The sequence below is a fragment of the Candidatus Methylopumilus planktonicus genome, assembly GCF_000981505.1.
Lineage (GTDB): Bacteria > Pseudomonadota > Gammaproteobacteria > Burkholderiales > Methylophilaceae > Methylopumilus > Methylopumilus planktonicus.
This window is the reverse complement of record NZ_LN827929.1, coordinates 234,302-256,575: the sequence shown is the minus strand read 5'-3', so window position 1 is coordinate 256,575 and position 22,274 is coordinate 234,302. Positions and strand designations below refer to the sequence as shown.

24 protein-coding genes are annotated in these 22,274 nt (G+C 36.8%); 8 read left to right on the top strand and 16 right to left on the bottom strand.

Features of this window, described 5'->3' with window-relative positions:
- Nucleotides 1-27: 27 nt before the first annotated feature.
- Nucleotides 28-897, top strand: a complete 870-nt coding sequence (locus BN1208_RS01430) for a hypothetical protein (protein ID WP_046487123.1) — start codon at nucleotides 28-30, stop codon at nucleotides 895-897.
- Nucleotides 898-941: 44 nt separating this feature from the next.
- On the opposite strand, the gene BN1208_RS01425 is transcribed toward BN1208_RS01430, so the two are convergent.
- From BN1208_RS01425 to BN1208_RS01400, 6 genes are all read right to left on the bottom strand, one after another.
- The gene (locus BN1208_RS01425) at nucleotides 942-1,424 is read right to left on the bottom strand and encodes a DUF1097 family protein (protein WP_046487121.1); all 483 of its coding nucleotides are present in this window, start codon (nucleotides 1,422-1,424) and stop codon (nucleotides 942-944) included.
- A 228-nt stretch (nucleotides 1,425-1,652) separates the two neighbouring features.
- Nucleotides 1,653-3,377, bottom strand: a complete 1,725-nt coding sequence (locus BN1208_RS01420; RefSeq protein WP_046487120.1) for a proline--tRNA ligase — start codon at nucleotides 3,375-3,377, stop codon at nucleotides 1,653-1,655.
- Between the two features lie 16 nt (nucleotides 3,378-3,393).
- Nucleotides 3,394-3,909 carry a hypothetical protein gene (locus BN1208_RS01415; RefSeq protein WP_046487118.1) on the bottom strand — a complete coding sequence of 172 codons (516 nt, stop codon included), beginning with the start codon at nucleotides 3,907-3,909 and terminating at the stop codon, nucleotides 3,394-3,396.
- Nucleotides 3,909-4,346, bottom strand: coding sequence for a ribosomal protein S18-alanine N-acetyltransferase (gene rimI, locus BN1208_RS01410; protein ID WP_046487115.1), 438 nt, complete (start codon nucleotides 4,344-4,346; stop codon nucleotides 3,909-3,911). The genes BN1208_RS01415 and rimI overlap by 1 nt, the downstream gene beginning before the upstream one ends.
- Nucleotides 4,333-5,022 carry a tRNA (adenosine(37)-N6)-threonylcarbamoyltransferase complex dimerization subunit type 1 TsaB gene (tsaB, locus tag BN1208_RS01405; RefSeq protein WP_046487112.1) on the bottom strand — a complete coding sequence of 230 codons (690 nt, stop codon included), beginning with the start codon at nucleotides 5,020-5,022 and terminating at the stop codon, nucleotides 4,333-4,335. Before tsaB ends, rimI begins: the two co-directional genes overlap by 14 nt.
- Before the next feature lie 3 nt (nucleotides 5,023-5,025).
- The gene (locus BN1208_RS01400; RefSeq protein ID WP_046487109.1) at nucleotides 5,026-6,957 is read right to left on the bottom strand and encodes a DNA repair helicase YoaA; all 1,932 of its coding nucleotides are present in this window, start codon (nucleotides 6,955-6,957) and stop codon (nucleotides 5,026-5,028) included.
- Between the two features lie 90 nt (nucleotides 6,958-7,047).
- Here BN1208_RS01400 and BN1208_RS01395 point away from each other — a divergent pair, with 90 nt between their 5' ends.
- On the top strand, nucleotides 7,048-7,578 hold the full coding sequence (locus BN1208_RS01395) for a C40 family peptidase (protein ID WP_046487105.1): 531 nt from the start codon (nucleotides 7,048-7,050) through the stop codon (nucleotides 7,576-7,578).
- On the opposite strand, the gene BN1208_RS01390 is transcribed toward BN1208_RS01395, so the two are convergent.
- Nucleotides 7,575-7,862 carry an Rdx family protein gene (locus BN1208_RS01390; RefSeq protein WP_046487100.1) on the bottom strand — a complete coding sequence of 96 codons (288 nt, stop codon included), beginning with the start codon at nucleotides 7,860-7,862 and terminating at the stop codon, nucleotides 7,575-7,577. The two genes, BN1208_RS01395 and BN1208_RS01390, sit on opposite strands and share 4 nt — an antisense overlap.
- A gap of 118 nt (nucleotides 7,863-7,980) precedes the next feature.
- Between BN1208_RS01390 and BN1208_RS01385 the strand changes: the two genes are divergently transcribed.
- Genes BN1208_RS01385 through BN1208_RS01375 form a run of 3 tightly spaced genes read left to right on the top strand, consistent with a single transcriptional unit; the run spans nucleotide 7,981 to nucleotide 10,325 of the window.
- Nucleotides 7,981-9,390 (top strand): S41 family peptidase, encoded by a 1,410-nt coding sequence (locus tag BN1208_RS01385; protein ID WP_046487097.1) that lies wholly within the window; start codon nucleotides 7,981-7,983, stop codon nucleotides 9,388-9,390.
- Entirely contained in the window at nucleotides 9,387-10,007 is a 621-nt protein-coding gene (gene coq7 / locus BN1208_RS01380; RefSeq protein ID WP_046487092.1) for a 2-polyprenyl-3-methyl-6-methoxy-1,4-benzoquinone monooxygenase, read from the top strand. The genes BN1208_RS01385 and coq7 overlap by 4 nt, the downstream gene beginning before the upstream one ends.
- Nucleotides 10,008-10,010: 3 nt before the next feature.
- Nucleotides 10,011-10,325: a DUF2322 family protein gene (locus tag BN1208_RS01375; RefSeq protein ID WP_046487089.1), complete on the top strand. Its 315-nt coding sequence runs from the start codon at nucleotides 10,011-10,013 to the stop codon at nucleotides 10,323-10,325.
- Nucleotides 10,326-10,333: 8 nt separating this feature from the next.
- Here BN1208_RS01375 and BN1208_RS01370 read toward each other — a convergent pair whose 3' ends face one another.
- Genes BN1208_RS01370 through BN1208_RS01350 form a run of 5 tightly spaced genes read right to left on the bottom strand, consistent with a single transcriptional unit; the run spans nucleotide 10,334 to nucleotide 15,018 of the window.
- Nucleotides 10,334-10,753 carry an OsmC family protein gene (locus BN1208_RS01370; protein ID WP_046487084.1) on the bottom strand — a complete coding sequence of 140 codons (420 nt, stop codon included), beginning with the start codon at nucleotides 10,751-10,753 and terminating at the stop codon, nucleotides 10,334-10,336.
- Nucleotides 10,753-11,208, bottom strand: coding sequence for an FKBP-type peptidyl-prolyl cis-trans isomerase (locus BN1208_RS01365; RefSeq protein ID WP_082092866.1), 456 nt, complete (start codon nucleotides 11,206-11,208; stop codon nucleotides 10,753-10,755). The genes BN1208_RS01370 and BN1208_RS01365 overlap by 1 nt, the downstream gene beginning before the upstream one ends.
- 26 nt (nucleotides 11,209-11,234) lie before the next feature.
- Nucleotides 11,235-12,599 (bottom strand): D-alanyl-D-alanine carboxypeptidase/D-alanyl-D-alanine endopeptidase, encoded by a 1,365-nt coding sequence (dacB, locus tag BN1208_RS01360; protein WP_052734596.1) that lies wholly within the window; start codon nucleotides 12,597-12,599, stop codon nucleotides 11,235-11,237.
- A 34-nt stretch (nucleotides 12,600-12,633) separates the two neighbouring features.
- Nucleotides 12,634-13,938 carry an adenosylmethionine--8-amino-7-oxononanoate transaminase gene (gene bioA, locus BN1208_RS01355; RefSeq protein ID WP_046487082.1) on the bottom strand — a complete coding sequence of 435 codons (1,305 nt, stop codon included), beginning with the start codon at nucleotides 13,936-13,938 and terminating at the stop codon, nucleotides 12,634-12,636.
- Between the two features lie 3 nt (nucleotides 13,939-13,941).
- Nucleotides 13,942-15,018: an aldo/keto reductase gene (locus tag BN1208_RS01350; RefSeq protein WP_046487079.1), complete on the bottom strand. Its 1,077-nt coding sequence runs from the start codon at nucleotides 15,016-15,018 to the stop codon at nucleotides 13,942-13,944.
- Nucleotides 15,019-15,174: 156 nt separating this feature from the next.
- Between BN1208_RS01350 and BN1208_RS01345 the strand changes: the two genes are divergently transcribed.
- The 3 genes from BN1208_RS01345 to BN1208_RS01335 all read left to right on the top strand — a co-directional run bounded on the left by BN1208_RS01345 (nucleotide 15,175) and on the right by BN1208_RS01335 (nucleotide 19,406).
- On the top strand, nucleotides 15,175-15,462 hold the full coding sequence (locus BN1208_RS01345; RefSeq protein ID WP_046487076.1) for a co-chaperone GroES: 288 nt from the start codon (nucleotides 15,175-15,177) through the stop codon (nucleotides 15,460-15,462).
- 42 nt (nucleotides 15,463-15,504) lie between these two features.
- A complete protein-coding gene (gene groL, locus BN1208_RS01340) occupies nucleotides 15,505-17,157 on the top strand; it encodes a chaperonin GroEL (RefSeq protein ID WP_046487071.1) in 1,653 nt (550 codons plus the stop codon).
- A 92-nt stretch (nucleotides 17,158-17,249) separates the two neighbouring features.
- On the top strand, nucleotides 17,250-19,406 hold the full coding sequence (locus tag BN1208_RS01335) for a UvrD-helicase domain-containing protein (protein WP_046487070.1): 2,157 nt from the start codon (nucleotides 17,250-17,252) through the stop codon (nucleotides 19,404-19,406).
- Here the strand turns inward: BN1208_RS01335 and BN1208_RS01330 are convergent.
- From BN1208_RS01330 to BN1208_RS01315, 4 genes are read right to left on the bottom strand one after another with little or no spacing between them, the layout of a single operon-like run.
- The gene (locus BN1208_RS01330) at nucleotides 19,403-20,173 is read right to left on the bottom strand and encodes a BPSS1780 family membrane protein (RefSeq protein WP_046487066.1); all 771 of its coding nucleotides are present in this window, start codon (nucleotides 20,171-20,173) and stop codon (nucleotides 19,403-19,405) included. The two genes, BN1208_RS01335 and BN1208_RS01330, sit on opposite strands and share 4 nt — an antisense overlap.
- Nucleotides 20,174-20,191: 18 nt before the next feature.
- Nucleotides 20,192-21,112 (bottom strand): homoserine kinase, encoded by a 921-nt coding sequence (locus BN1208_RS01325; RefSeq protein ID WP_046487065.1) that lies wholly within the window; start codon nucleotides 21,110-21,112, stop codon nucleotides 20,192-20,194.
- A 32-nt stretch (nucleotides 21,113-21,144) separates the two neighbouring features.
- Nucleotides 21,145-21,489 carry a DUF2782 domain-containing protein gene (locus tag BN1208_RS01320; protein ID WP_046487062.1) on the bottom strand — a complete coding sequence of 115 codons (345 nt, stop codon included), beginning with the start codon at nucleotides 21,487-21,489 and terminating at the stop codon, nucleotides 21,145-21,147.
- Nucleotides 21,490-21,539: 50 nt separating this feature from the next.
- Nucleotides 21,540-22,268 (bottom strand): LOG family protein, encoded by a 729-nt coding sequence (locus BN1208_RS01315; RefSeq protein ID WP_046487060.1) that lies wholly within the window; start codon nucleotides 22,266-22,268, stop codon nucleotides 21,540-21,542.
- Nucleotides 22,269-22,274: the final 6 nt, after the last annotated feature.

The following is a 22,274-nucleotide window of genomic DNA, read 5'->3' as shown; positions in this document are numbered from 1 at the left end:
AATAACCAACTTTATAAAGATAGATCTATGAAAATTATTATTTCACTATGTTTTTTAATATTTAATTATGTAATTTATGCGGACGTCCTTCCCGAAGCAAAATCAGAAGTTAAGATTACACTTGCCAAGAAACCCACCACACGACCTATGACGGTGGCTTTTATTCCAGGGCAAAAAAAATATTACATCGCCGATGGTGGCCTAGCTCCCTTAGGCTCTGAAACCGAAGCGCCTATCTCTAAATCGCTTATTCATACTTATGATCAGTCTGGAAAGTACTTGGCTTCAACACAAGCAGGGTTTGATAATCGCTCCATTTTTTATAATGAAGCAACCTTCCAGCTTACAACCATCACTTATAATATTTCGAGCGAAGCTGGCTTCGCACCTAACACAGGTATATTTTCTCTAGACCTTGATCCACAAGGTAATTTAAAAGGTACATCTAAAGAAGTGTCTAGCTTTAATCCAGCGTTTGGCGATTCGGCTACGATGCCTTCTTTTGACTCCAAAAAGAATCATTACTTTGCTAAACAAAAAAGGAGTGACAGGGTAATCGTTATTGATGCAAATGATGGGAATAAGGTAGGGGAAATTAATCTAGATCTTAAATCAGCAGGTGTCGCATTTGATGACTTAAGCGATAACTTTATTGCGGCAACGAGCATTGATGGAGAAGAGCTAGCTATTCTAGACGTGGACCATAAGGCGATATTAATTTTTAATGCTAAGGGCAAATATGTTGGTAAATCTACTTTGCCAACAGATATAAAGTTGAGAGCTCACAATCATTACAATGGTCTTGGTTACACAAACAATCTATTTTTTATATATAACGAATCTGAAGGTGAATTCGGAACCTATTATGGATTTAAAGTTTCTAGCAACTCCAAATAAAAAAACGCACCCCAAGGGGTGCGTTTTTACTTCATTTAAAACAATTATTTAATTGCAGCCGCAAGTCTTCCTGCTAAATTACCTGCAACTACGCCCAAGATACTAGAGACTAAAACAATAGCTACTGGATTAGATAAATCCATTGCACCAATACTAGCTGCGCTTGGTGATAGTGTGAAAGCTGACGCAAAACCTAAAACATTTGCGCCAACATTAGCAACTTGAGACACCTTATCAGCAACTAATACAAGAATGAGTGCAGCTACACCAACGCCTACTGCAATGTTTGAGCCTATAAGCGGCAACTCAACACCCGCTAAATAAACTGCAACTGATGCAATAATTGCGCCGAACGTCATTCCGATAACTGTTTTTTGCATTGCGTCTGATTTGCCAACTAGGCCAGAAGCAGCCCAAGCTATAAAACCAATCGCGATACTTGCAAAGCTGAGATACCCACTTCCGAGGAAAGTCCAAAGACCTGCTATTACACCAACACTGATTGCTAACGCTAATGATTTCGACATAACATCTCCTAAGTTAGTTGACTTTATATTTACATCAAAGAGCTATAGTACTTGAGCACTTAGTTCTCAATTGGGCCTAGTCTTCCAGGTCATCGATTACTAACTACTTGCCGAATATTAAACCTTTTTTTTAATAAATACACCCCTTAATTGTAATTATTTTGTAATAAATACTTGACAAAAATATCTCAATTAAATCATATGCTTATAGATAAATTGGTTACATTTTTAGGAGGCTATCAAAGATTTAATTTCTTTAACTATCTGATATTCATCAACTAACTTAGATTCTTGATCCAATCGACCTTGAAACTCGACTTTACCTTCTTTTAAATTACGGTCACCAATAACGACTCTATAAGGAATGCCTATCAATTCCATCTCGGCAAACATAATGCCTGGACGTTCTCCTCGATCATCCAGCAAGACGTCCACTCCTATTGCCCGAAGGGCGTCATAAATTTTATGTGCCGAAGCTTTAACTTCATTGCTTTTGTCGTAACCTATAGGCGCAATAACTACCTCGAAAGGAGCAATATTAATGGGGAAAACAATACCCTTGTCATCGTGAGATTGCTCAATTGCAGCAGCTACAATGCGTGACACCCCGATACCATAGCAGCCCATCTCTAAAGTTTGGGTCTGGCCATTTTCATCTAAATATTCTGCCTTCATCGCTTTAGAGTACTTATTGCCCAACTGAAAAATGTGCCCCACTTCAATCCCCCTACATATTTGAAGCGTTCCTTGGTTGTCTGGACTCACGTCGCCTTCAACTACTTTTCTCAAATCCGCATAAAGTATTGGCTCTGAGACATCTCGCACAAAATTAACCCCCCTTAAATGAAGCTTAGGTTCGTTTGCTCCGCAGACAAAATCAGACAAAATACCAACGGACTTGTCTGCCATAATTTTTATAGAAGATTTAACTCCTACAGGCCCTATGAATCCAGGTGGGCATTTAAGGTGGTCTTTTACTTCCTCTTCTGTTGCAAAACGGAAATTCTCAAAACCCTTAACTTTAGTTAATTTAACCTCATTAAGCTCATGGTCGCCGCGGATAAGGACCAAGAAAAACTCATTCACCTCATTGGTTTGGTTGATAAGTGCTATTGTTTTGACTGTCTTTTGAATAGAGACTCCGATTAACTTTGCTACGTCATCACATGTTGTTTGTTTCGGCGTATCAAATTTAACCATCGACTCTTTTGCATCTGGTCTTTTATCATCTTGCAGAATAGCCTCTGCCAATTCAATATTAGCAGCGTAGTTAGACACCGAGCTATATGCGATCGCATCTTCTCCAGAATCAGCTAAGACATGAAACTCATGAGACCCGTCTCCTCCAATAGCTCCGGTATCGGCTTTCACTGCTCTAAACTGAAGGCCTATCTTATTAAAAATATTGGTATAAGCCTGATATATCGCGTCATAGGTTTCTTGCAATGAAGTTTTTGATGCATGGAAAGAATAGGCGTCTTTCATAAGAAACTCGCGTGCACGCATCACACCGAAACGAGGTCTAATCTCATCTCTAAATTTCATTTGAATCTGGTAGAAATTAATAGGTAACTGCTTGTAACTATTAATTTCTTTTCTGGCGATATCTGTGATGACTTCTTCATGTGTCGGTCCAAAACAAAAATTTCGATCATGGCGATCTTTAATCTTTAACATCTGTGGACCGAAAAGCTCCCATCGACCTGTCTCTTCCCATAATTCGGATGGTTGGATAGCTGGCATTAATAGCTCCACCGCTCCAACCTGGTTCATTTCAGTTCTCACAATAGCTTCAATTTTTCTTAATACTTTTAGACCAAGTGGCATCCAAGAATACAAGCCTGAGCCTAGGCGCTTAATAAAGCCTGCGCGAATCATAAGCTTATGACTAATAAGCTCAGCTTCTGAAGGCGCCTCTTTTAGGGTTGAAATATAAAATTTTGATGCGAGCATTTATGTTCTTTCTTATTTAAAAAGCTTTTATTAAATCTAAAATATTTTCCCAAACCAATTTCTTATCTTTTGGGTTTTGCAGTAAATGATTAATATCAACAGTATGCTTAATGTTCATAGTGACATTATTCATCAAAACATTTGTTTTGTATTCTTCAAACAAATCATTATTTAATCCAAAAGCTAATACATGCTTTGGGCGGGTCATTAAACAAAGCTCACTTAATTGATCTTTAGTGAGCGTTAATAAATGACTCTTCTGGAATGTGTCTATGCCTATCGTCGTTGAAATAAATTTTGCAATATTTAAAAACAAGTCTTGAGCAATCTCTTCCGTTCCCGATGCGAAATTTTGACTCAAAAGTAATAAGGACCCTTCTGTGTAATTAATTTTGAATACAAAAAATGCATCAGCCTCAATAGGCTTTAAATCTGTATTTAAAAGAAGTTCCTTATTGGGCTTGTTTTTTTCCTTCCACAAAGGAAATAATTCAAGCTCTTTTAAGATTCTTTTTTTATAATCAGCATCCATCAAATTACGAGCCCCATTAACACTGCATCTTCCCGCCCCTCCTTAGCACGATAATAGTCTTTTCTGATGCTCATTTCATTAAATCCATATTTGTCATATAAATGAATGGCAGCATGATTGGATATCCTCACTTCAAGATAGATTGTTTTCGAATGAGCTAACCTTGCCCGTTGAATCATTTCTTTCAGAAAATGTGACCCATGGCCTTTTTTTTGCATACTTTTTTTTATACTCATATTAAGCAGATGACATTCGTCTAATACAAACATCATGACTGAGAAGCCTATGATTTCTTCATTGAGCTTCATCATCAAACATGTGTGGCTTGATTTTATTGAATCTAAAAAATTACCTCGCGTCCAAGGGTAGGCATGAACTTCATTTTCAATCAATTCAATTGCACTTAAATCATGCTCCTTAAAGTTACTGAATTGCATTAAATGCTTTTCGCTCTTCTGTGGTAAAGGCAACTTTATTTCTTAAGTAAACAGGCTCGGCATTAATCAACTCGAATGCTTTATTTTTAATGAAAGATTTTGCAAGTTTTGAAATAGATGCGACCACCTCGTATGGGCCGTCTATAAGATCATCTATCTGTTGGCCAAAATGATCTTTCATTTCTTTTTCATATGTTTCGATTGCATTGCCAATCAAGGTCCAGCCTGATTCTATAATCTGAGGTAATTCATGGGGCTTATAAACCCCTTCGACGATGGGATTTGAAAATGTTTCACTATCTTTTATATAAACACCTAAATATATTTCACCCATTCTGGCATCAATACTACTAATCACTTTATTTTTGCCCGAGCTATCAGCAAGCGCCAAAAGATTATTAACACCAATGACTGGGATCGACGCACCATAACCTAATCCATACGCGATACCGCAGGCAATTCTTATACCTGTAAATGAGCCTGGCCCTCTGCCAAATGCTATAGCATCAAGATCTTTTGTCGTTAATTGATGTTCGCTTAATAATTTTTTTATTTCTGGTAAGACAATTTCTGAATGGCTCTGTCCAGCCTTGATATTGACAGAATAAAAATCTTCATCAATCTTCAAACCTAAAGACATATATTCAGTAGAGGTATCTAAGGATAAAATTTTCATAAATTAAATTTTTTCTAGAAACTGGATGACTTCTAAATCGTCTCGCGTTCGAGCGAAAGGGGGTAAACTCTGCCACATTCTTTTTCCATAAGCTTTATCAATAACCCTTGTGTCGCATATCACAAGAACGCCCTTATCAAACTCATCCCTTATTAATCGACCTGCGCCCTGTTTTAAAGTAATAACTGCGTTAGGCAGTTGATATTCCATAAAAGCATTCTTGCCACTTTGGTTGATTTTATCAATTCTCGCAGCAAGGACGGGATCCTCTGGCGAAAAAAATGGTAATTTATCTATTACCACCAATGATAAAGCGTCGCCCTTTACATCCACGCCCTCCCAAAAACTTAAGGAACCTATAAGAATAGCGTGACCGTGCTCTCTAAACTTATTTAAAAGATGATTTCTTGAGCCATCCCCTTGAAGGTAGATTGGATAATTTAATTGATCTGTTTCAATTTTGTCTTGAAGTAGTATAAATATTTCCCGCATCGATTTTAATGTCGTACATAAGATAAAAGCTCTACCCTTACTTGCTTTGATGAAAGGGTAAATTTGATTCACAACTGCAAAATTAAAGTTCTCGTGATTGGCCTCCGGCATTGCTTTGGGAACGAAGAGTAAAGCTTTTTCTGTGTAATTAAATGGGCTCTCTTTAGAGACTGAATCTGCATCCATTAAACCTAGTTGGTTTTTGAAATGATCAAAATTAGTTTTTACAGCAAGTGTTGCTGATGTAAAGATCCATGAAGTAGATTCATTATTAATATGTTTTGCAAACATATCAGCAATAGATAACGGCGTATTATTAAGTTGAACGGACTGCGAATAAACCTCAACCCATTTAATTGAGTTGTTATCTTTATCCTCGAGCCAACCATCAAAGCTTGAGGCTATTTCATTCGTCCTATCAAAATACTTTTCGATCTCCGTATCCCTATCTTTATGAAGCGCTAATAATTCAATCGTTTTTTTGAGTTTTTCACTCAGCTCTTGATAGCTAGATTTGAATCGATTAAAAGAAGAAATCTTTTGATAGGGATATCGATTAGACTCTCTTGGAAAGACTAGTCTAAAATCTTTATTTGCTTTTTCGAGATCATTTAAAATCGGTTCAAAATCTGAAATATCTTTCATATATTTTAAATAAAGCTGATAACCATCCTGAACAATCTCACTGATTTGGCCTGTTGAAATATTTTTTCCAAAAAAAATGGAAGCAATGTCAGGTATCTGGTGCGCTTCATCAAAAATGACTGTCGTAGCTTTTGGAAGAAGTTCGGATATACCTTCTTCTTTCATATTAAGGTCGGCAAAAAATAAATGGTGGTTCACAATCGTAACGTCTGCGGTTAATGCTTTTTTTCTCGCATTCATGACAAAGCACTCTTTATAAAAACTGCAATCCTGACCTAGGCAATTTTCCTTAGTAGAGGTCACTTGGGGCCATATAGAAGAGCTTTCTGGAATGGTATCTAATTCGGCTCGATCGCCATCTTCACTATGTTTTGCATGCTGATTAACGAGATGTAAATAGGTGACGTCTTCTTTGGTCATAAAAGCGCCCTCAATCATGGCGTTTTCTAATCGCAAATGGCATAGATAATTTGATCGGCCTTTGAGCATGGCTAAGGTCACAGGGACTTTTAATGCATCCCTAATCATAGGAATATCTTTAGTGAATAACTGATCCTGAAGATTTTTGGTAGCCGTAGAAATAATAATTTTTCCACCAGACAAAAACGCTGGCACAAGGTATGCAAAAGTTTTACCGATACCTGTTCCCGCCTCGACAATTAATTTTTTTTTATTTGTGATCGCTACATCAATCAATACTGAGATGTCGACCTGCTCCTGTCTCACATGATAATCTTTAATGCTTTGAGATAGCTCGCCTTTTTCACTAAAAAATTGTTTAATAAATAGTCCATTCATGATTTTATGATTATCTCATGCAGATGAAACTGTGATTTCACAAACGCTCTAGAAATGGTAAAATGTCTCAAATTAAATCATTTTTAAACTATGAATTTCAAAGCGCTGCTCATCCTTTTAATACTTTCATTTTCCAGCCCCTCTTGGGCGGAAGTTGATTCAATAAATTTAAGCAGTCAAGAAATAGTGGTGCCTTCAGAATTAACACCAACAACTGATAAGCAATGGGCTAACAAAATCCCTCTCATCATTGACAAAGCTTATGAACTCACGGGTATTAAATATAAGTTAGGTGGCTCAAAACCAGAAACGGGTTTTGATTGCAGTCAGTTTGTAAAATACGTCTTTGAACAAGCTTTAAATTTAAGCCTTCCGCCAAGCGCTAGATCGCTTAGTAAGATGGGTGAAACTATTAAATTTGAAGACTTACAACCAGGGGACCTTGTGTTTTTTAACACAAGAAAATCTAAGTTTTCTCATGTTGGTATTTATGTGGGAAATAATGAATTTATTCATGCACCACGTACAGGTAAAACTATTCGCGTCGAAAATCTTACAAAAAACTATTGGCTTAAAAGATTTAATGGCGCAACAAGAGTTGATCCGGCAGAAACACTCTAAAGATCGGTATGACCTAGGTTTTTTCCTGGGCTAATCTTATCCCTAATCAATTTTTTAACGTCCTTAATATCCAGGAATCCTCCAAAGTCTGATCTAGAATAGATTTTTTCTTTATCCAAGAAAATTTCAAAAATACCGCCTGACTTTGGGGTTAATGTGACTGATATAACTTCACCTTGAAAAGTCGTCAATATCTCCTGCATCATCCATAAGGCTCTCGGAAGCCAGGCACATTGCGTACAAAATTGAATCTCGATTTTATATGTTTTAGATTTAGTTCCCATGGTTTAAAGTTATTCTTAAAATATATTTATTAAAGCCTATTGATATAAGGTAAACAAAAAGACAGAATGCTCTATTATTAAATAATTACTGCTTAATAGCTTATTACGAAAGTCATTCATGCGCTCAAAATTCGAAAAATTTACCCTTATAGCCTGTGGCGCTATTATCGGTGTTCTGATCAGTTTAAATTTAACCGTCTTTGCGGATAAAGCTGAAAAAAATAATTTACCTATTGATGAGCTTAGAACTTTTGCCGAAGTCTTTGGCAAAATTAAATCTGACTACGTTGAGCCTGTAGAAGATAAGAAGCTTATTAACGAAGCACTCAACGGGATGCTAACAGGCCTTGATCCTCATTCTTCTTTCCTAAATACTGAAGATTTTAAGGACTTAAATCAAGCCACCCAAGGTGAGTTTGGTGGTCTTGGTATTGAGGTCGGCATGGAAGATGGTTTTGTAAAAGTGATTTCTCCGATCGAAGATAGTCCAGCTTATAAAGCTGGTCTGAAGAGCGGCGACCTAATTATGAAACTAGATGACACTTCTACAAAAGGCTTAACGCTTAATGACTCGGTTAAAAAAATGCGTGGTAAACCAGGTAGCAACATTGTTCTCACTGTATTAAGAAAAGGAGAAACTAAACCTTTAATTTTTACTTTAGTTCGTGCCATCATCAAGTCACAAAGCGTTAAAGGAAAGCTTGTTGAGCCAAATTACGCATACGTTCGCATCGCTCAATTTCAAGAACATACTAGTGAAGATTTAGCGAAATTCTTAAAAAACCTTCGTCAGCAAAATAAAGCGCCTCTTAAAGGGATTTTGCTTGACCTTAGAAATAATCCTGGTGGCTTATTAAATGCTGCTGTCGGTGTATCTGCAGCCTTTTTACCTAAAGGTGACTTAGTTGTTTATACCGAAGGTCGTGCACCAGATTCAAAAATGAACTTAACAGCTGTTCCAGGAGATTATCTTAAAGGTGGCGGTAAAGACGATTACCTCAAAGATTTTCCAGAAGATATTAGAACAACTCCCATGGCTGTTTTAGTGAATAACGGATCAGCATCTGCATCTGAAATTGTGGCGGGTGCGCTCCAAGATCACAAGAGGGCTTTGATCGTAGGCATGCAAAGTTTTGGTAAAGGCTCTGTACAAAGTATTCTGCCTATGAATAACGGTACGGCGATCAAGATGACGACAGCAAGATACTTTACACCCAAGGGCAGATCAATTCAGGCCAAAGGGATTGTGCCTGATATCATTGTCGATGATGGAAGTGATCCTACATTCATGACTAAAGAAGCAGATCTCACAAACCATCTTTCAAATCCAAAAGATGCTGATGCTAATACTGTGCCTAAAGATAAAGACAGTAAGCCTTCAGCGCCTCCAGTCAAAAAACCTGAAGAAGAGAAAAAGAAAACTTCCGAAACACCATCAGGTCCGATTGAGCCTGCAAGTAAAGCGGATAAGCAATTCCAAGAAGCTATGAATATCCTCAAAGGCCTTCAAATCATTCAAAACAAATGATTGATGACCTCATCATTGAGTTTGACAAGGGCCTGAAGGTTTTATTTGCTAAACCTAAGGGCTCAAGACCAAGACCCGATCTTCACATTGAAGATGCCGAATTAACCCCTGACGAAAAAAAACGTACGATCGAATTGATGCGTGTAAATCATACAGGCGAAGTTTGCGCTCAAGCTTTATATAGCGGACAACTTCTTTTTAATCCGCGTGGTGAAGGAGCAGAATCCTTAAAAAAAGCTTCTAAGGAAGAAATTGATCATCTGAATTGGTGTAATACTAGAATTCATGAACTGGGTGGCAAAACAAGCCTTCTTAATCCTATTTGGTATACAGGATCGTTTTTAATGGGCTCTTTTGCAAGTATGTTAGGTGAAAAATATAACTTAGGATTTTTAGCTGAAACAGAACGACAAGTCACACAGCATTTAACAAGTCACTTAGATAAAATATCTAAAAATGATCTTAAGACTAATAAAATTTTAGAAGTAATGGCAGATGATGAAGAGCAACATGCAATCAAGGCAAAAGAATTAGGTGGGATTGACTTGCCTCACAAGATTAAAAAAGCAATGTCATTAACCTCAAAAGTGATGACCACACTTTCTGCAAAAATTTAGTCAATGCAAAAATTTAACGATATCTTATTAACGCTAGACAACTCAGATCACATTGATCGTATAGAGATTTATAAAAATAATACTTTAGTTGGTGCTATCGAAAATAAGCCTGGCAGCCAAGGATCAATTAAAGTCTATCAACATCTTTGGAAACTTTTTGGTGCAATAACTTTAGACGCCGCAATTGAAGGTCTTGATTTGTACTCAGAGCACACAGAAGATGCACAAAAGAATCCTGGTAAACATCCAAATGTTGATCGTCTTCTTTCTATTATGGAAAATGAAGAGCCACTTGATTTGAAAATTATTAAAAATTAATTTAGCGTTTAGCCTTCTTCTTTAATTTCAAAATCGTGCGTAATTTCAACTGATTTTGATAGCATAATCGAAGCTGAGCAATATTTTTCAGCAGATAACTTAATCGCACGCTCTACCTGATCTTTATCTAAGCCCTTACCTTTTAGCACAAAATGAATATGAATCTTAGTGAATACTTTTGGCACTGTCTCAGCTCTCGTAGCTTCAATTTCAGCATAACAGTCACTAATAGGTTGTCTTGATTTCTTAAGAATGGTGACTACGTCAAATGATGTGCAACCTCCCATGCCAATAAGTAGCATTTCCATAGGTCGCATACCTAATTTTCTGCCACCCAACTCCTCGGGCCCGTCTAAGATCACTGAGTGATTTGACTCGGACTCCCCTATGAAACATACATTCTCAATCCACTTAACCCGAGCTTTCATTATTTAACTCCGAGCAACTCGACATCAAAAATTAAAGTGGCATTTGGTGGAATCACTCCGCCTGCCCCGCGAGCACCATAGCCCATGTCTGGAGGAATAATGAGTGTCCTCTTACCATGAATTTTCATGCCATCTACACCGTCATCCCAGCCTCGTATTACCTGACCACCGCCTAAATTGAATACGAAAGGATCATTACGATCTAATGAACTATCAAACTTTTTGCCCTTACCATCCTTTTGACTAGGGTCGTATAACCAGCCGGTGTAATGAACAGTCACTGCAAGGCCTTTTTCAGCTTGTCGTCCATTTCCTAGAGTGGTGTCTTTAATGACTAATGTAGTGATATTTTTTTCCAATTTCAGTTCCTTTTGTGAGATTTTTGATTCAGCAAAAACTAAATCAATATTAATTAAAATAATACCAAAAGCTAAGATAAATTTAACTGCATTCATATATCGCATATTAACATTCCTCAAGTTTAATTAAGATAAGTCCATTCAATCAGCTCATCTTGTATTTTAGATGATTCGTTCGCCTTAGGATCATTCGCTATAAATACAAAAACTTTCACATCATTATTTTTATCAAAAATATACCCTGCAATAGCGTTGACATTTTGAATGCTACCGGTTTTTAAATAAGCATGCTTAGCGACAGATAATTTTTTTCCTCTACTCTTTAAGGTACCGTCTATGCCAAGATTAGGCAGCGACGCTACAAATTCAGGCATATAGAGACTGTCATATGCTCTTTCTAACAAGAAGCCCAGATCTTCTGCGCTCACTTTTGCTTTTCTTGATAGTCCCGCACCGTTATCGATTTCGAGCGAATCAAGTTTCATTTTTTCTTTCATCAAAGATTCTTTGGCGAATCTTCCCGCTTCATTTTCAGTTATAGGATTACCATTATTTTCTGCCAACATAGTAAGTAATAGATTTCTAGCTAATAAATTTTGGCTATATTTATTGATATCTCTTACGACAAGACTTAGGGGTCTAGATAGATGCTCATAGAACTTAAGTGCATCTGTGGTATTTTGGTATGTATTTTTAAACTCGCCCTCAATACTTCCCCCATGGATCTTCCAAAGCTTTTCAAATAGACCATTAGATAAGCGATTGGCACTCAGGACAGATAAATCAATATCTTTACTCTCACAAGTCTTATCATAGCGACCATTAAATGTAATCTCCGTAACATTTAATTTTGTCTCTACCTCGTAACCAAGATTATCTTTCCAACTATTACAGCTCTGATCGGTAAATTTTAAATGATTAATAACTTTAAGTATTTGAAGCTCAGGGAAGGTTTGTATATTAATTTTTTCATTTTCAATTGAAAAATTAAAGTTGATAGTATTTTGATTCACGACAAAAGATTTTGGATTTACGTTATAAGCACGATACTTCTTATCATCAATAAAATCCTGATTCTGTAATTCTCCAAAAAAACTTTCCTCAATAATAATATTGCCGTGAATATGCTGAATACCTTTTTGTTGAACTTTTTCGATAATTTCAGAAAGATCTGAATATGTAAGCGTAGCGTCACCATAACTTTTAATAATAAGGTCGCCATAAAGATGTTTATTTTTTAAGGCACCTTTGTAAAGCACCTCTGTCTTCCATTGGAACTGTGGGCCTAAAATCTGCAATCCAGTATAGGTTGTGACAAGCTTCATTAAGGAAGCCGGGTTGAACGCTTTTTGTTCGTTATAACTAAACACTTTATTGCGTTTCGAAATATTTTTAATATAAAGCGTGTAATTCGTTTTTAATAACTCGGAACGATTGAGTATCTTATTTATTGTATCGATATCCGTATCTGCGAATGCGCTAGTCATCCATAAGACATAAATAAAAAATAGTATTCGCAATTTATAAGGATGACTCAATAACTTCAAGCGTCGTATCAATCATGAAATTAATCTCATCATGATTAATGACGTAGGGTGGCATAAAATAAATAGTTTGACCTATTGGTCTTATTAAAAGGCCGCGATCAATCGCTTTCATGCTTATTTTTTTGAGTGTGTTTTTTGTGACTTCTTCTAAATCAAATGCCCATATCATGCCTATATTTCTAATGTTTGAAATAGGTAATGTTGCTAGTATCTTTATGCGCTCTGAAATATAAGCTGAGGTTTTATTATTTTGATTAATTACATCATGATTTTCAAAATAACTTAATGTTCCTAATGCAGCACTGCAGGCAAGAGGATTGCCGGTGTAACTATGAGAATGAAGAAAACCCTTTTCTATCTTATTCTCATAGAAAGCCATATAAATTTCATCCGTTGTGAGCACAGCTGACAAAGGAAGATATCCACCGGTTAATCCTTTTGAGAGGCAAATAAAATCAGGTTTTATATTTGCGTGTTCGAATGCAAACATTTTCCCCGTTCTTCCAAAACCCACCGCAATTTCATCGTCAATGAGATGAATTTGGTATTGCGTACAAAGCTCTCTTGCTTTTTTTAAATAGACTGAATGATACATTCCCATTCCGGTTGCACATTGCACAAGAGGCTCTAGAATAAAAGCAGCTATGTATTGATGATTTTCTTGAAGATATATTTCTAAATCTTGAATACATCTTAATGCATAAGATTCGGCTGTCTCACCTTTGTATGCATATCGCCAGTCTGGTGTCTTGATAAGATTGTTTTTTTTAATTAGTGAAGCGTAATTTTTACGAAAAAGTTTAATGTCCGTCACAGAGAGAGCTCCGAGCGTTTCACCATGATAACTATTCTCTAAATAAATAATTTTATTTTTTTTTGGCTGACTCCTGTTTTTCCAATAATGCACGCTCATCTTAATAGCAATTTCAATCGCATTAGATCCGTCGCTACCATAAAAGGCATGGCCCAGATTTGTAAGGGTACTTAATTTTTCAGAGAGATTTATTACTGGCTCATGAGTTAAACCTGCGAGCATGATGTGTTCAACGAGATCGAGTTGATCTGTGATAAATTTTTTAATCTCACTTTGGTTGTGGCCAAATAAATTAACCCACCATGAACTTATCGCGTCTAAATATTTTTTATCATCATAGTCGTATAGCCAAACACCTTTACCTCGCCTAATCGGAATAATAGATTGCGCCTGTTGAATTTTCATTTGTGTGCATGGATTCCACAAGCTCTTTAAACTTCTATCGATGTAGTGCTTGTTTTTCATTCATTAAGGTGCTGGGTTCATATGAGTAAGATGAATGATTTCAATTTCATCTAAAAGTTCTTTAGATAGCTTTATCTTATATGCTTCAATATTTTCTCTTAATTGATCAATCGATGTTGCACCTATAATGGTTGATGTCACAAACCAGTGATGGTATACAAATGCTAAGGCCATGTCGGTCAATGTCATTCCATGTTTCGATGCTAATATTTCGTAAGCTTTCACAGCGGGGAAGACATTGGGCTTGTCATATCTTTGTGCGAAACCTTTAAAAAGTGTCACGCGCCCTTTAGAGTCGATATCTTTTAAATATTTTCCAGTGAGATGTCCAAACGCCAAGGGGGAATAGGCTAAAAATCCAATCTTTTCTCGGTATAAAATTTCCGTCATACCAAACTCCATTCCTCTGTTGATGAGGTTATAGCAATTCTGAACTGATACTATGAGAGGTAATTTCTTTTCTCTCGCAATACGAATAAATTCCATCACACCCCAGGATTGCTCATTTGAGATGCCAATATATTTAATCTTGCCTTCTTGCACAAGCTTTTCAAGGGCTTCTAATTGTTCATGAATGGATACCCATTCTTTTAATTTTGACTCTTCTATTTCAGCGCTGGGATCAAATTTATATTGGCCAAACATAGGCACATTTCTTTCGGGCCAATGAAGTTGATATAAATCAATGTAATCTGTTTGAAGTCTTTTTAATGAACCTTCAAGTGCCTCACGTAAATTTTTTTCATCTAAGGCTTTAGGTCCATTGCGAATCCAATTTAATGATCTTCTTGGTCCCGCAGCTTTGGTGGCTAAAACGATCTGTTCTCTCTTTTGTTTTTTGAGCCAATGGCCCAGTATCGTTTCGGTTACAGTAAAAGTATTTGCCTTAGGTGGAACTGGATACATTTCGGCGGTATCAATAAAATTAATGCCATGTGATATTGCCCAGTCGAGCTGTAAAAATGCTTCGGACTCTGTGTTTTGCTCGCCAAAAGTCATGGTGCCCAGAGTAATGGGCGAAATAAGCAAATCCGACTGCCCCAACCTTCGATAATCTTGCTTTTCTATGTAATAGCTCATATAAAAATAATGTTTAAATTCAGATATTTAACGAAATAACACTTGAAATTTTAGGCTTTCGTCCCTATGATTAGCACTCTATAACATTGAGTGCTAATCACTCATGTTTTCGATTTTGATTAACTTTCAAAGAATACACTATTAGGAGAATATAAAATGAAAATTCGCCCTTTACATGATCGCGTAATTGTAAAGCGTCTTGAAGAAGAACGTACAACAGCATCAGGCATTGTTATACCTGACGGCGCAACAGAAAAACCAGACCAAGGCACAGTGCAAGCTGTGGGTAATGGAAAAATTCTAGAAGATGGCAGTGTTAAAAAGCTAGATGTCAAAGTGGGCGATAAAGTTCTATTTGGAAAATACGCTGGCCAAGCAGTTAAGGTTGATGGCGAAGAATTACTTGTGATGCGTGAAGAAGACATCATGGGCATTGTTGAATAAAGTCTTAAACATTCATTCATAAATATTTTGGAGAAATAAAAAATGGCAGCAAAAGACGTAAGATTTGGTGACGATGTTCGCCAAAAGATGATTACCGGTGTAAATATTTTAGCAAATGCAGTTAAAGTCACACTCGGCCCTAAAGGGAGAAATGTTGTGTTAGAACGTTCATTCGGAGCACCAACGATCACTAAAGATGGTGTATCAGTTGCAAAGGAAATCGAACTTAGAGATAAATTTGAAAACATGGGCGCGCAAATGGTTAAAGAAGTTGCATCTAAAACTTCTGATATCGCAGGCGATGGCACAACTACGGCAACAGTATTGGCTCAAGCGATTATTCGCGAAGGTATGAAATCAGTAGCTGCAGGCATGAATCCAATGGATCTTAAAAGAGGTATCGATAAAGCTGTTGAGGCTGGCGTTGCTGAGCTTAAAAAATTAAGTAAGCCATGCACAACAAGTAAAGAAATTGCTCAAGTGGGTTCAATCTCAGCTAACTCTGATCACTCTATAGGACAAATCATTGCAGACGCGATGGATAAAGTAGGTAAAGAAGGTGTGATTACAGTTGAGGATGGTTCAGGCTTAACAAATGAATTAGATGTTGTAGAGGGTATGCAATTTGATCGTGGATATCTATCACCTTACTTCATTAATAATTCAGATCGACAAATTGCATTATTAGATAATCCTTTTATTCTTTTACATGATAAAAAAATATCTAATATCAGAGATCTTCTTCCTGCGCTAGAGCAAGTAGCTAAGTCAAGCCGCCCTCTCCTGATTATCGCTGAAGATATTGAAGGTGAAGCGCTGGCTACTTTAGTTGTAAATAATATTCGCGGCATCTTAAAAACTGTCGCTGTTAAAGCGCCAGGTTTTGGTGATAGGAGAAAAGCAATGCTTGAAGATATTGCAATTCTTACAGGTGCTACAGTGATTTCAGACGAAGTAGGTTTGAAATTAGAAACGATTAAGATTGAAGATTTAGGTCAAGCGAAAAGAATTGAAGTGGGCAAAGAAAACACTATCATTATTGATGGTGCTGCTGATGAGAAGAATATTAAGTCACGTATTGCTCAAATCAAAACACAAATTGAAGAAGCTACGAGCGACTACGACAAAGAAAAGCTTCAAGAACGTGTTGCAAAACTTGCAGGCGGCGTTGCTGTAATTAAAGTGGGCGCAACGACCGAAATTGAAATGAAAGAAAAAAAAGCACGTGTTGAAGATGCACTCCACGCGACAAGAGCTGCTGTTGAAGAAGGTATTGTTGCTGGCGGTGGCGTTGCTTTAATTAGAGCGCGTGATGCGATTGCAAAGGTTAAAGGTGAAAATGCAGATCAAGAAGCTGGTGTTCGTATTGTGCTTCGTGCTGTTGAAGAGCCCTTAAGACAAATTGTTGCTAATGCTGGTGTAGAACCGTCTGTAGTAGTTAATAATGTGGTGGCTGGTAAAGGCAACTACGGATTTAACGCGGCAAACGAAACTTATGGTGACATGGTTGAGATGGGGGTGTTAGACCCTACTAAAGTCACTCGCTCTGCATTACAACATGCAGCATCTGTTGCAGGTCTTATGTTAACAACTGACTGTATGATCGCTGATCTTCCTAAAGATGACACTCCAGCAATGGGCGGTGGTGATATGGGTGGTATGGGTGGCATGGGTGGTATGGGCGGTATGATGTAACTCAAAAGCATTAATAAAAAAAGACCTCTTAGGAGGTCTTTTTTTTTAATCTTTTTTTTATCTAGTAATAAATTAGGATAGCATTACACCTCATGAACGCATCCCTTCCCAACCAGAATCAATTCAAAGATTTGAATGAGAAACAAGTTGAAGCTGTAACACTTCAAAATGAATCTGCACTCATTCTCGCTGGTGCAGGAAGCGGAAAAACTAAAGTACTTACTTCCAGAATTGCATGGCTTATTCAAACAAACGTGGTGAGTCCTTTTGGTCTTATCGCTGTGACATTTACCAATAAAGCTGCAAAAGAAATGCTGCAAAGAATTACCATGCAGCTTCCCATCAATACAAGAGGTATGTGGGTAGGTACATTCCATGGTTTATGTAATCGATTTCTGAAAACACATGCAAGAGATGCTGGCTTGCCTGAGACATTCCAAATATTAGACAGCCAAGATCAGTTATCTTTAATTAAAAGAACGATGAAAGTAATGAATGTAGATACTGAAACTTATGCACCTAAACAAGTGCAACACTATATAAATGGTTGCAAAGATGAAGGCTTAAGAGCTGCTCATGTAGATAGTTACGACACACATTCAAAAAAATTAAATGAAGTCTATCTTGAATATGAAAAACAATGTCAAAAAGAAGGCTTGGTTGATTTTGGTGAATTGCTTTTAAGGTGCTATGAACTTTTTGAAAAAAATATAGCCATTCGCCAGCACTATCAAGATCGATTTAAACATATTCTTATTGATGAGTTTCAAGATACAAGCGAGCTTCAATATAAATGGTTAAAACTTCTTGCAGGTAACAGCAGTTTTGTATTTGCTGTGGGGGATGATGATCAATCTATCTATAGCTTTAGAGGAGCTAGAGTTGGCAATATGAAAGATCTTGAAAGAGATTTCCATGTCAAACAAATTATTAAGCTAGAACAAAACTACAGATCTAAAAGTAACATTCTTAACACCGCAAATGCCATCATTGATCATAACAAAAATAGATTAGGCAAGAACTTATGGACTTCCGCTGGAGAGGGTGATCCCATCCGAATTTATACAGGCCATACTGACATTGATGAAGCCAAGTTTATTGTAGATGAAATCAAAATGCTTCATAGGGAAGGTGTATCGCTCAATCATATTGCTATTCTTTATAGAAGCAACGCGCAGTCGCGCGTTCTCGAACATAATATTTTTTCATCCAACTTACCTTATCGTGTATATGGTGGATTACGTTTCTTTGAGCGTGCTGAAATTAAACACGCGATTGCTTACTTAAGACTCATTACAAATAAAAATGATGACAGTGCATTTTTAAGAATTGTAAATTTTCCAACGCGCGGTATTGGAAGTCGGTCATTAGAAGATCTTCAAGATATTTCTAGACGAGATAGTTGCAGCCTTTGGGATACTGCGATGAAATCATCAGATCAAACGCCCACAATCAAAAAAGGCTTACCTTACTTTATCCATCTGATCAAACATATTGAAAGCGGTTTTGAAGGATTAACGCTTCCACAAGTGATTGATCTCATTATTAACGAGTCAGGGCTTAAGGACCACTATACTAATGAAAAAGATGGTTTAGATAGAGTCTCTAACTTAAATGAATTGGTTTCTGCAGCCGCAACATTTCTTAATAATGATAATAATGAGTCTACAAATCCGCTTGGGGATTTTTTAAATTATTCCTCTTTAGAAAGTGGTGATATGCAAGCGAGCGAGGGTTCAGATGCCATCCAACTCATGACGATTCACTCATCCAAAGGGCTGGAATTTGACGTAGTCTTTATTTCAGGCCTTGAAGAAGGTTTATGTCCACACGAACAAAGTCTTTTTGAATCCAAAGGGCTTGAGGAGGAGAGAAGGCTTATGTATGTAGCTGTGACAAGAGCTCGATCAAAACTATACCTAAGTTATGCATTATCAAGAATGCTTCATGGCCAGACAAGATATGGTATGCCATCAAGATTCCTGGAAGAGATCCCTGAGAGTCTTGTTAAAAACATTAACACAACCAATTTTAAAAATAATATAGATCAGATTGAAGAAAATTATTCACAACCTACCCAGCAAAAACATACTTGGCGTATTGGTGAATCTGTCATGCATGAAAAATTTGGCCAGGGAACCGTTTTAGGTTATGAAGGTAATGCTGATGATTTAAGAATCCAAATTAAATTTACTAAAGCAGGTACCAAATGGCTTGCGATGGAGTACGCAAAACTCTTTAAGCACTAGTAGCTTTTAGCAGACTTAAAAATATCTCGGTAACTAATATATTGAAATGCAAACATCACTGATGTGATCACAAGCAATGCAAAGAAAATAATTGCACCCATTAATGAAGGCCCTATAGCGGGAAAGAGTGAAGCGAGTGCGCCAATTAATAGCCCACATGACAACATAAATAATATCGCTATTGTTGAAAAAATAAGCCATGAAAGACCTAAAGGAAAAATATACATTAAGCATCCGGCGATACTAGATTTAATTGATTTGAAGAGTGAATAGTTGTTATAAACGATCAACATTGGCGAGAACCAAGTCGCCATAAGTAACGGCAGAAGGAGTAGGATTAATTTTCCAATCATGGGCACAAAATTATTAATTACTGTCACAAGCTCATTATTATTCTCTGATAGTTTAATAAAGCCCTGCATTTCAGAATTTAAAACCATCGTCACCATAGCCGCATAAATTAAGCAAATGAGGCCAAGCATTAGCAATGTTGCAAGCCTAGGTTTAATTTTTTCAAATACCGCTAAAAAATTTTCTTCCTTATTTTTGTCGTGAGTCTTGTAGAAGTTAACTGCGAATACCAAAAATATTGGCCAAATCAATATAGATGCAATTGAAAAGATTTGAATCATAGGCATTGAAGGCAATAGCATAAAAATAAAAAGGTAAGCTAAGCTAAGCATCAATGATTGATTGGGTGTCTTTTTGAAGAGTTTGAAGCTTTCTTTATTCCAGCGAATGGAATCTCGGAATGTAATTTTTTTCATATCAATTTACCTTAAAATTTATCCGCTAATGCGTTTCTTTAAAATTTTCTTAAAATGGTTAGGGTCTTTTATGAAGGTGAGTTCGCCTTCTTCCGCATGATAGAAATCGTTAAGTCTTGAAACCCAGAATCTAAGAGACGCTAATCTTAATACATCATTCCAAGCTCGATCTTCATTATCATTAAAAGATCTTATCTTCTTATAAGCATCTAAGAAAGCATTCAGTCTTGACTCATCAAAAGAACCATCGCTATTTACGCACCAATCATTTACTGCTATAGCCACATCTAAAATAAGATAGTCTGTGCAAGCATAATAAAAGTCAATAAAGCCTGATACCTCATCATTTAAAAAGAGAACGTTATCCTTAAATAGATCTCCATGAATAGTAGATTTAGGAAGCTTATAATTTTGCTTTTCTTGGTAAAGAATCTCTTCTCTTAATAATTTACTCTCATCTTGAGGTAACTCATTAAATAAAGTTTCAGCCGTTTTTTTTATCCAGCTAAGGTCTCTTGTATTTTGATGTTGAGCTACAAAATTGGCTAACTTCACGTGAAGCTCTGCGAGACTTTTACCGACAGCTTTACAATGATTGACTTCAGGGTTAGTGACCTCTTTACCCTTTAAACATGTCACGATTAAAGCGGGTTTATTTTTTAAAATACTTAAAGCTGTGCCATTTTTTTTAAGTATAGGCTTGGGACATAAAAATGAATGTGTCGCTAGATGGGACATCAGATCTACAAAATAAGGGAGATCTTCTATAGTATTTTTTTCGAACAGCGTTAAAACAAAACGATCGTGCGCCGTCATCAAAAAATAGTTGGTATTCGTTATCCCAGACTTAATACCTTGATAATCAGTGAGATCATCAAAAGCATAATCTTGAAGCCAGATTTTTAATTCTTTTATATTAACTGATGTGTAAACTGACATAAAAAAAGGGCTTAAAGCCCTTTCAAAAAAATTTAGAATCTAAATATTACCCATTTAGGCACACTGAGAGGCTGGCTAGGACCATCAAATTTTGCCCAACTACCATCTTGATCTTCCTTCAATAAATAATATGAAGGTCCACCAGCGGGGGGTGTTACTTTCATCATATAAAGTTCACCATTAATACGGTATTCTTCGACCGTATCAGTCCCTTTTTTGGTGATGGTAATTTGAGGCTCATCCACAATATCGCTTTCAAAATTCTTTGGTGGTGGCTTCACTTCTTCTAAAAGCTCAAGTTTTTTTTCAGCCATGACATTTAAGCTCATGAAGACAGTCGCCAATAAAGAAGCTTTAATTGTGTTTTGTATTTTCATACACAAGATTCTAGCAAAAAACCTATAGATGGTATGGTTTATTTGATAATTTACAAGTAAAGCTGAGCTTTTCTCTCTGCGGGCGTTAGCGTAAAACCAATCGATTCATAATGGCTAAATATCGCATCCACAATCTCTTTAGGCCCCTCAAGAATTTGGATCAAATTCAAGTCTTTTAATTCAGCCATACCCTCATTTACGATTTTGTCTTTTAACCAGTCTAGTAAGCCGGACCAGAACACCTTCCCTACTAAAATGATAGGAATTTTTCTTGATTTACCCGTTTGAATAAGTGTGATCACTTCCATTAATTCATCAAGCGTTCCAAATCCCCCTGGCAAGACGACGTAAGCTGAAGCGTACTTAATAAACATCACTTTACGCATAAAAAAATATTTAAAATTTATCGAAATATCCTGGTAGTCGTTCGATTTTTGTTCGTGGGGCAAATTAATATTAAGCCCGATGCTAGGGCCCTTGCCTAAAGAAGCTCCTTTATTAACAGCTTCCATAAGGCCGGGGCCGCCGCCAGAAATAACGCTAAACCCGGAGTTGGATAACGCCTCTGCTATATCAACGGTGAGCTTGTAATAAGGATGATCTTCGCTAACCCTAGCACTTCCAAACACGGATACGGCAGGGGTTATTTTTTTAAGTTTTTCGGTAGCGCCAACAAATTCTGACATAATTTCAAATGCATACCAGGATTCACTTTCATTATGAGTTTCATCAAACAATTCTGGGCCGTTAAATTTAGGTATCTTTTTATCTGCTGACATAAAAAC

Bases quoted from the DNA above. Each gene is read 5' to 3' on its own strand.
- BN1208_RS01430 (WP_046487123.1), top strand. From the start codon at position 28: ATGAAAATTATTATTTCACTATGTTTTTTAATATTTAATTATGTAATT.
- BN1208_RS01425 (WP_046487121.1), bottom strand. From the start codon at position 1,424: ATGTCGAAATCATTAGCGTTAGCAATCAGTGTTGGTGTAATAGCAGGT.
- BN1208_RS01420 (WP_046487120.1), bottom strand. From the start codon at position 3,377: ATGCTCGCATCAAAATTTTATATTTCAACCCTAAAAGAGGCGCCTTCA.
- BN1208_RS01415 (WP_046487118.1), bottom strand. From the start codon at position 3,909: ATGGATGCTGATTATAAAAAAAGAATCTTAAAAGAGCTTGAATTATTT.
- rimI (WP_046487115.1), bottom strand. From the start codon at position 4,346: ATGCAATTCAGTAACTTTAAGGAGCATGATTTAAGTGCAATTGAATTG.
- tsaB (WP_046487112.1), bottom strand. From the start codon at position 5,022: ATGAAAATTTTATCCTTAGATACCTCTACTGAATATATGTCTTTAGGT.
- BN1208_RS01400 (WP_046487109.1), bottom strand. From the start codon at position 6,957: ATGAATGGACTATTTATTAAACAATTTTTTAGTGAAAAAGGCGAGCTA.
- BN1208_RS01395 (WP_046487105.1), top strand. From the start codon at position 7,048: ATGAATTTCAAAGCGCTGCTCATCCTTTTAATACTTTCATTTTCCAGC.
- BN1208_RS01390 (WP_046487100.1), bottom strand. From the start codon at position 7,862: ATGGGAACTAAATCTAAAACATATAAAATCGAGATTCAATTTTGTACG.
- BN1208_RS01385 (WP_046487097.1), top strand. From the start codon at position 7,981: ATGCGCTCAAAATTCGAAAAATTTACCCTTATAGCCTGTGGCGCTATT.
- coq7 (WP_046487092.1), top strand. From the start codon at position 9,387: ATGATTGATGACCTCATCATTGAGTTTGACAAGGGCCTGAAGGTTTTA.
- BN1208_RS01375 (WP_046487089.1), top strand. From the start codon at position 10,011: ATGCAAAAATTTAACGATATCTTATTAACGCTAGACAACTCAGATCAC.
- BN1208_RS01370 (WP_046487084.1), bottom strand. From the start codon at position 10,753: ATGAAAGCTCGGGTTAAGTGGATTGAGAATGTATGTTTCATAGGGGAG.
- BN1208_RS01365 (WP_082092866.1), bottom strand. From the start codon at position 11,208: ATGAATGCAGTTAAATTTATCTTAGCTTTTGGTATTATTTTAATTAAT.
- dacB (WP_052734596.1), bottom strand. From the start codon at position 12,599: ATGACTAGCGCATTCGCAGATACGGATATCGATACAATAAATAAGATA.
- bioA (WP_046487082.1), bottom strand. From the start codon at position 13,938: ATGAAAAACAAGCACTACATCGATAGAAGTTTAAAGAGCTTGTGGAAT.
- BN1208_RS01350 (WP_046487079.1), bottom strand. From the start codon at position 15,018: ATGAGCTATTACATAGAAAAGCAAGATTATCGAAGGTTGGGGCAGTCG.
- BN1208_RS01345 (WP_046487076.1), top strand. From the start codon at position 15,175: ATGAAAATTCGCCCTTTACATGATCGCGTAATTGTAAAGCGTCTTGAA.
- groL (WP_046487071.1), top strand. From the start codon at position 15,505: ATGGCAGCAAAAGACGTAAGATTTGGTGACGATGTTCGCCAAAAGATG.
- BN1208_RS01335 (WP_046487070.1), top strand. From the start codon at position 17,250: ATGAACGCATCCCTTCCCAACCAGAATCAATTCAAAGATTTGAATGAG.
- BN1208_RS01330 (WP_046487066.1), bottom strand. From the start codon at position 20,173: ATGAAAAAAATTACATTCCGAGATTCCATTCGCTGGAATAAAGAAAGC.
- BN1208_RS01325 (WP_046487065.1), bottom strand. From the start codon at position 21,112: ATGTCAGTTTACACATCAGTTAATATAAAAGAATTAAAAATCTGGCTT.
- BN1208_RS01320 (WP_046487062.1), bottom strand. From the start codon at position 21,489: ATGAAAATACAAAACACAATTAAAGCTTCTTTATTGGCGACTGTCTTC.
- BN1208_RS01315 (WP_046487060.1), bottom strand. From the start codon at position 22,268: ATGTCAGCAGATAAAAAGATACCTAAATTTAACGGCCCAGAATTGTTT.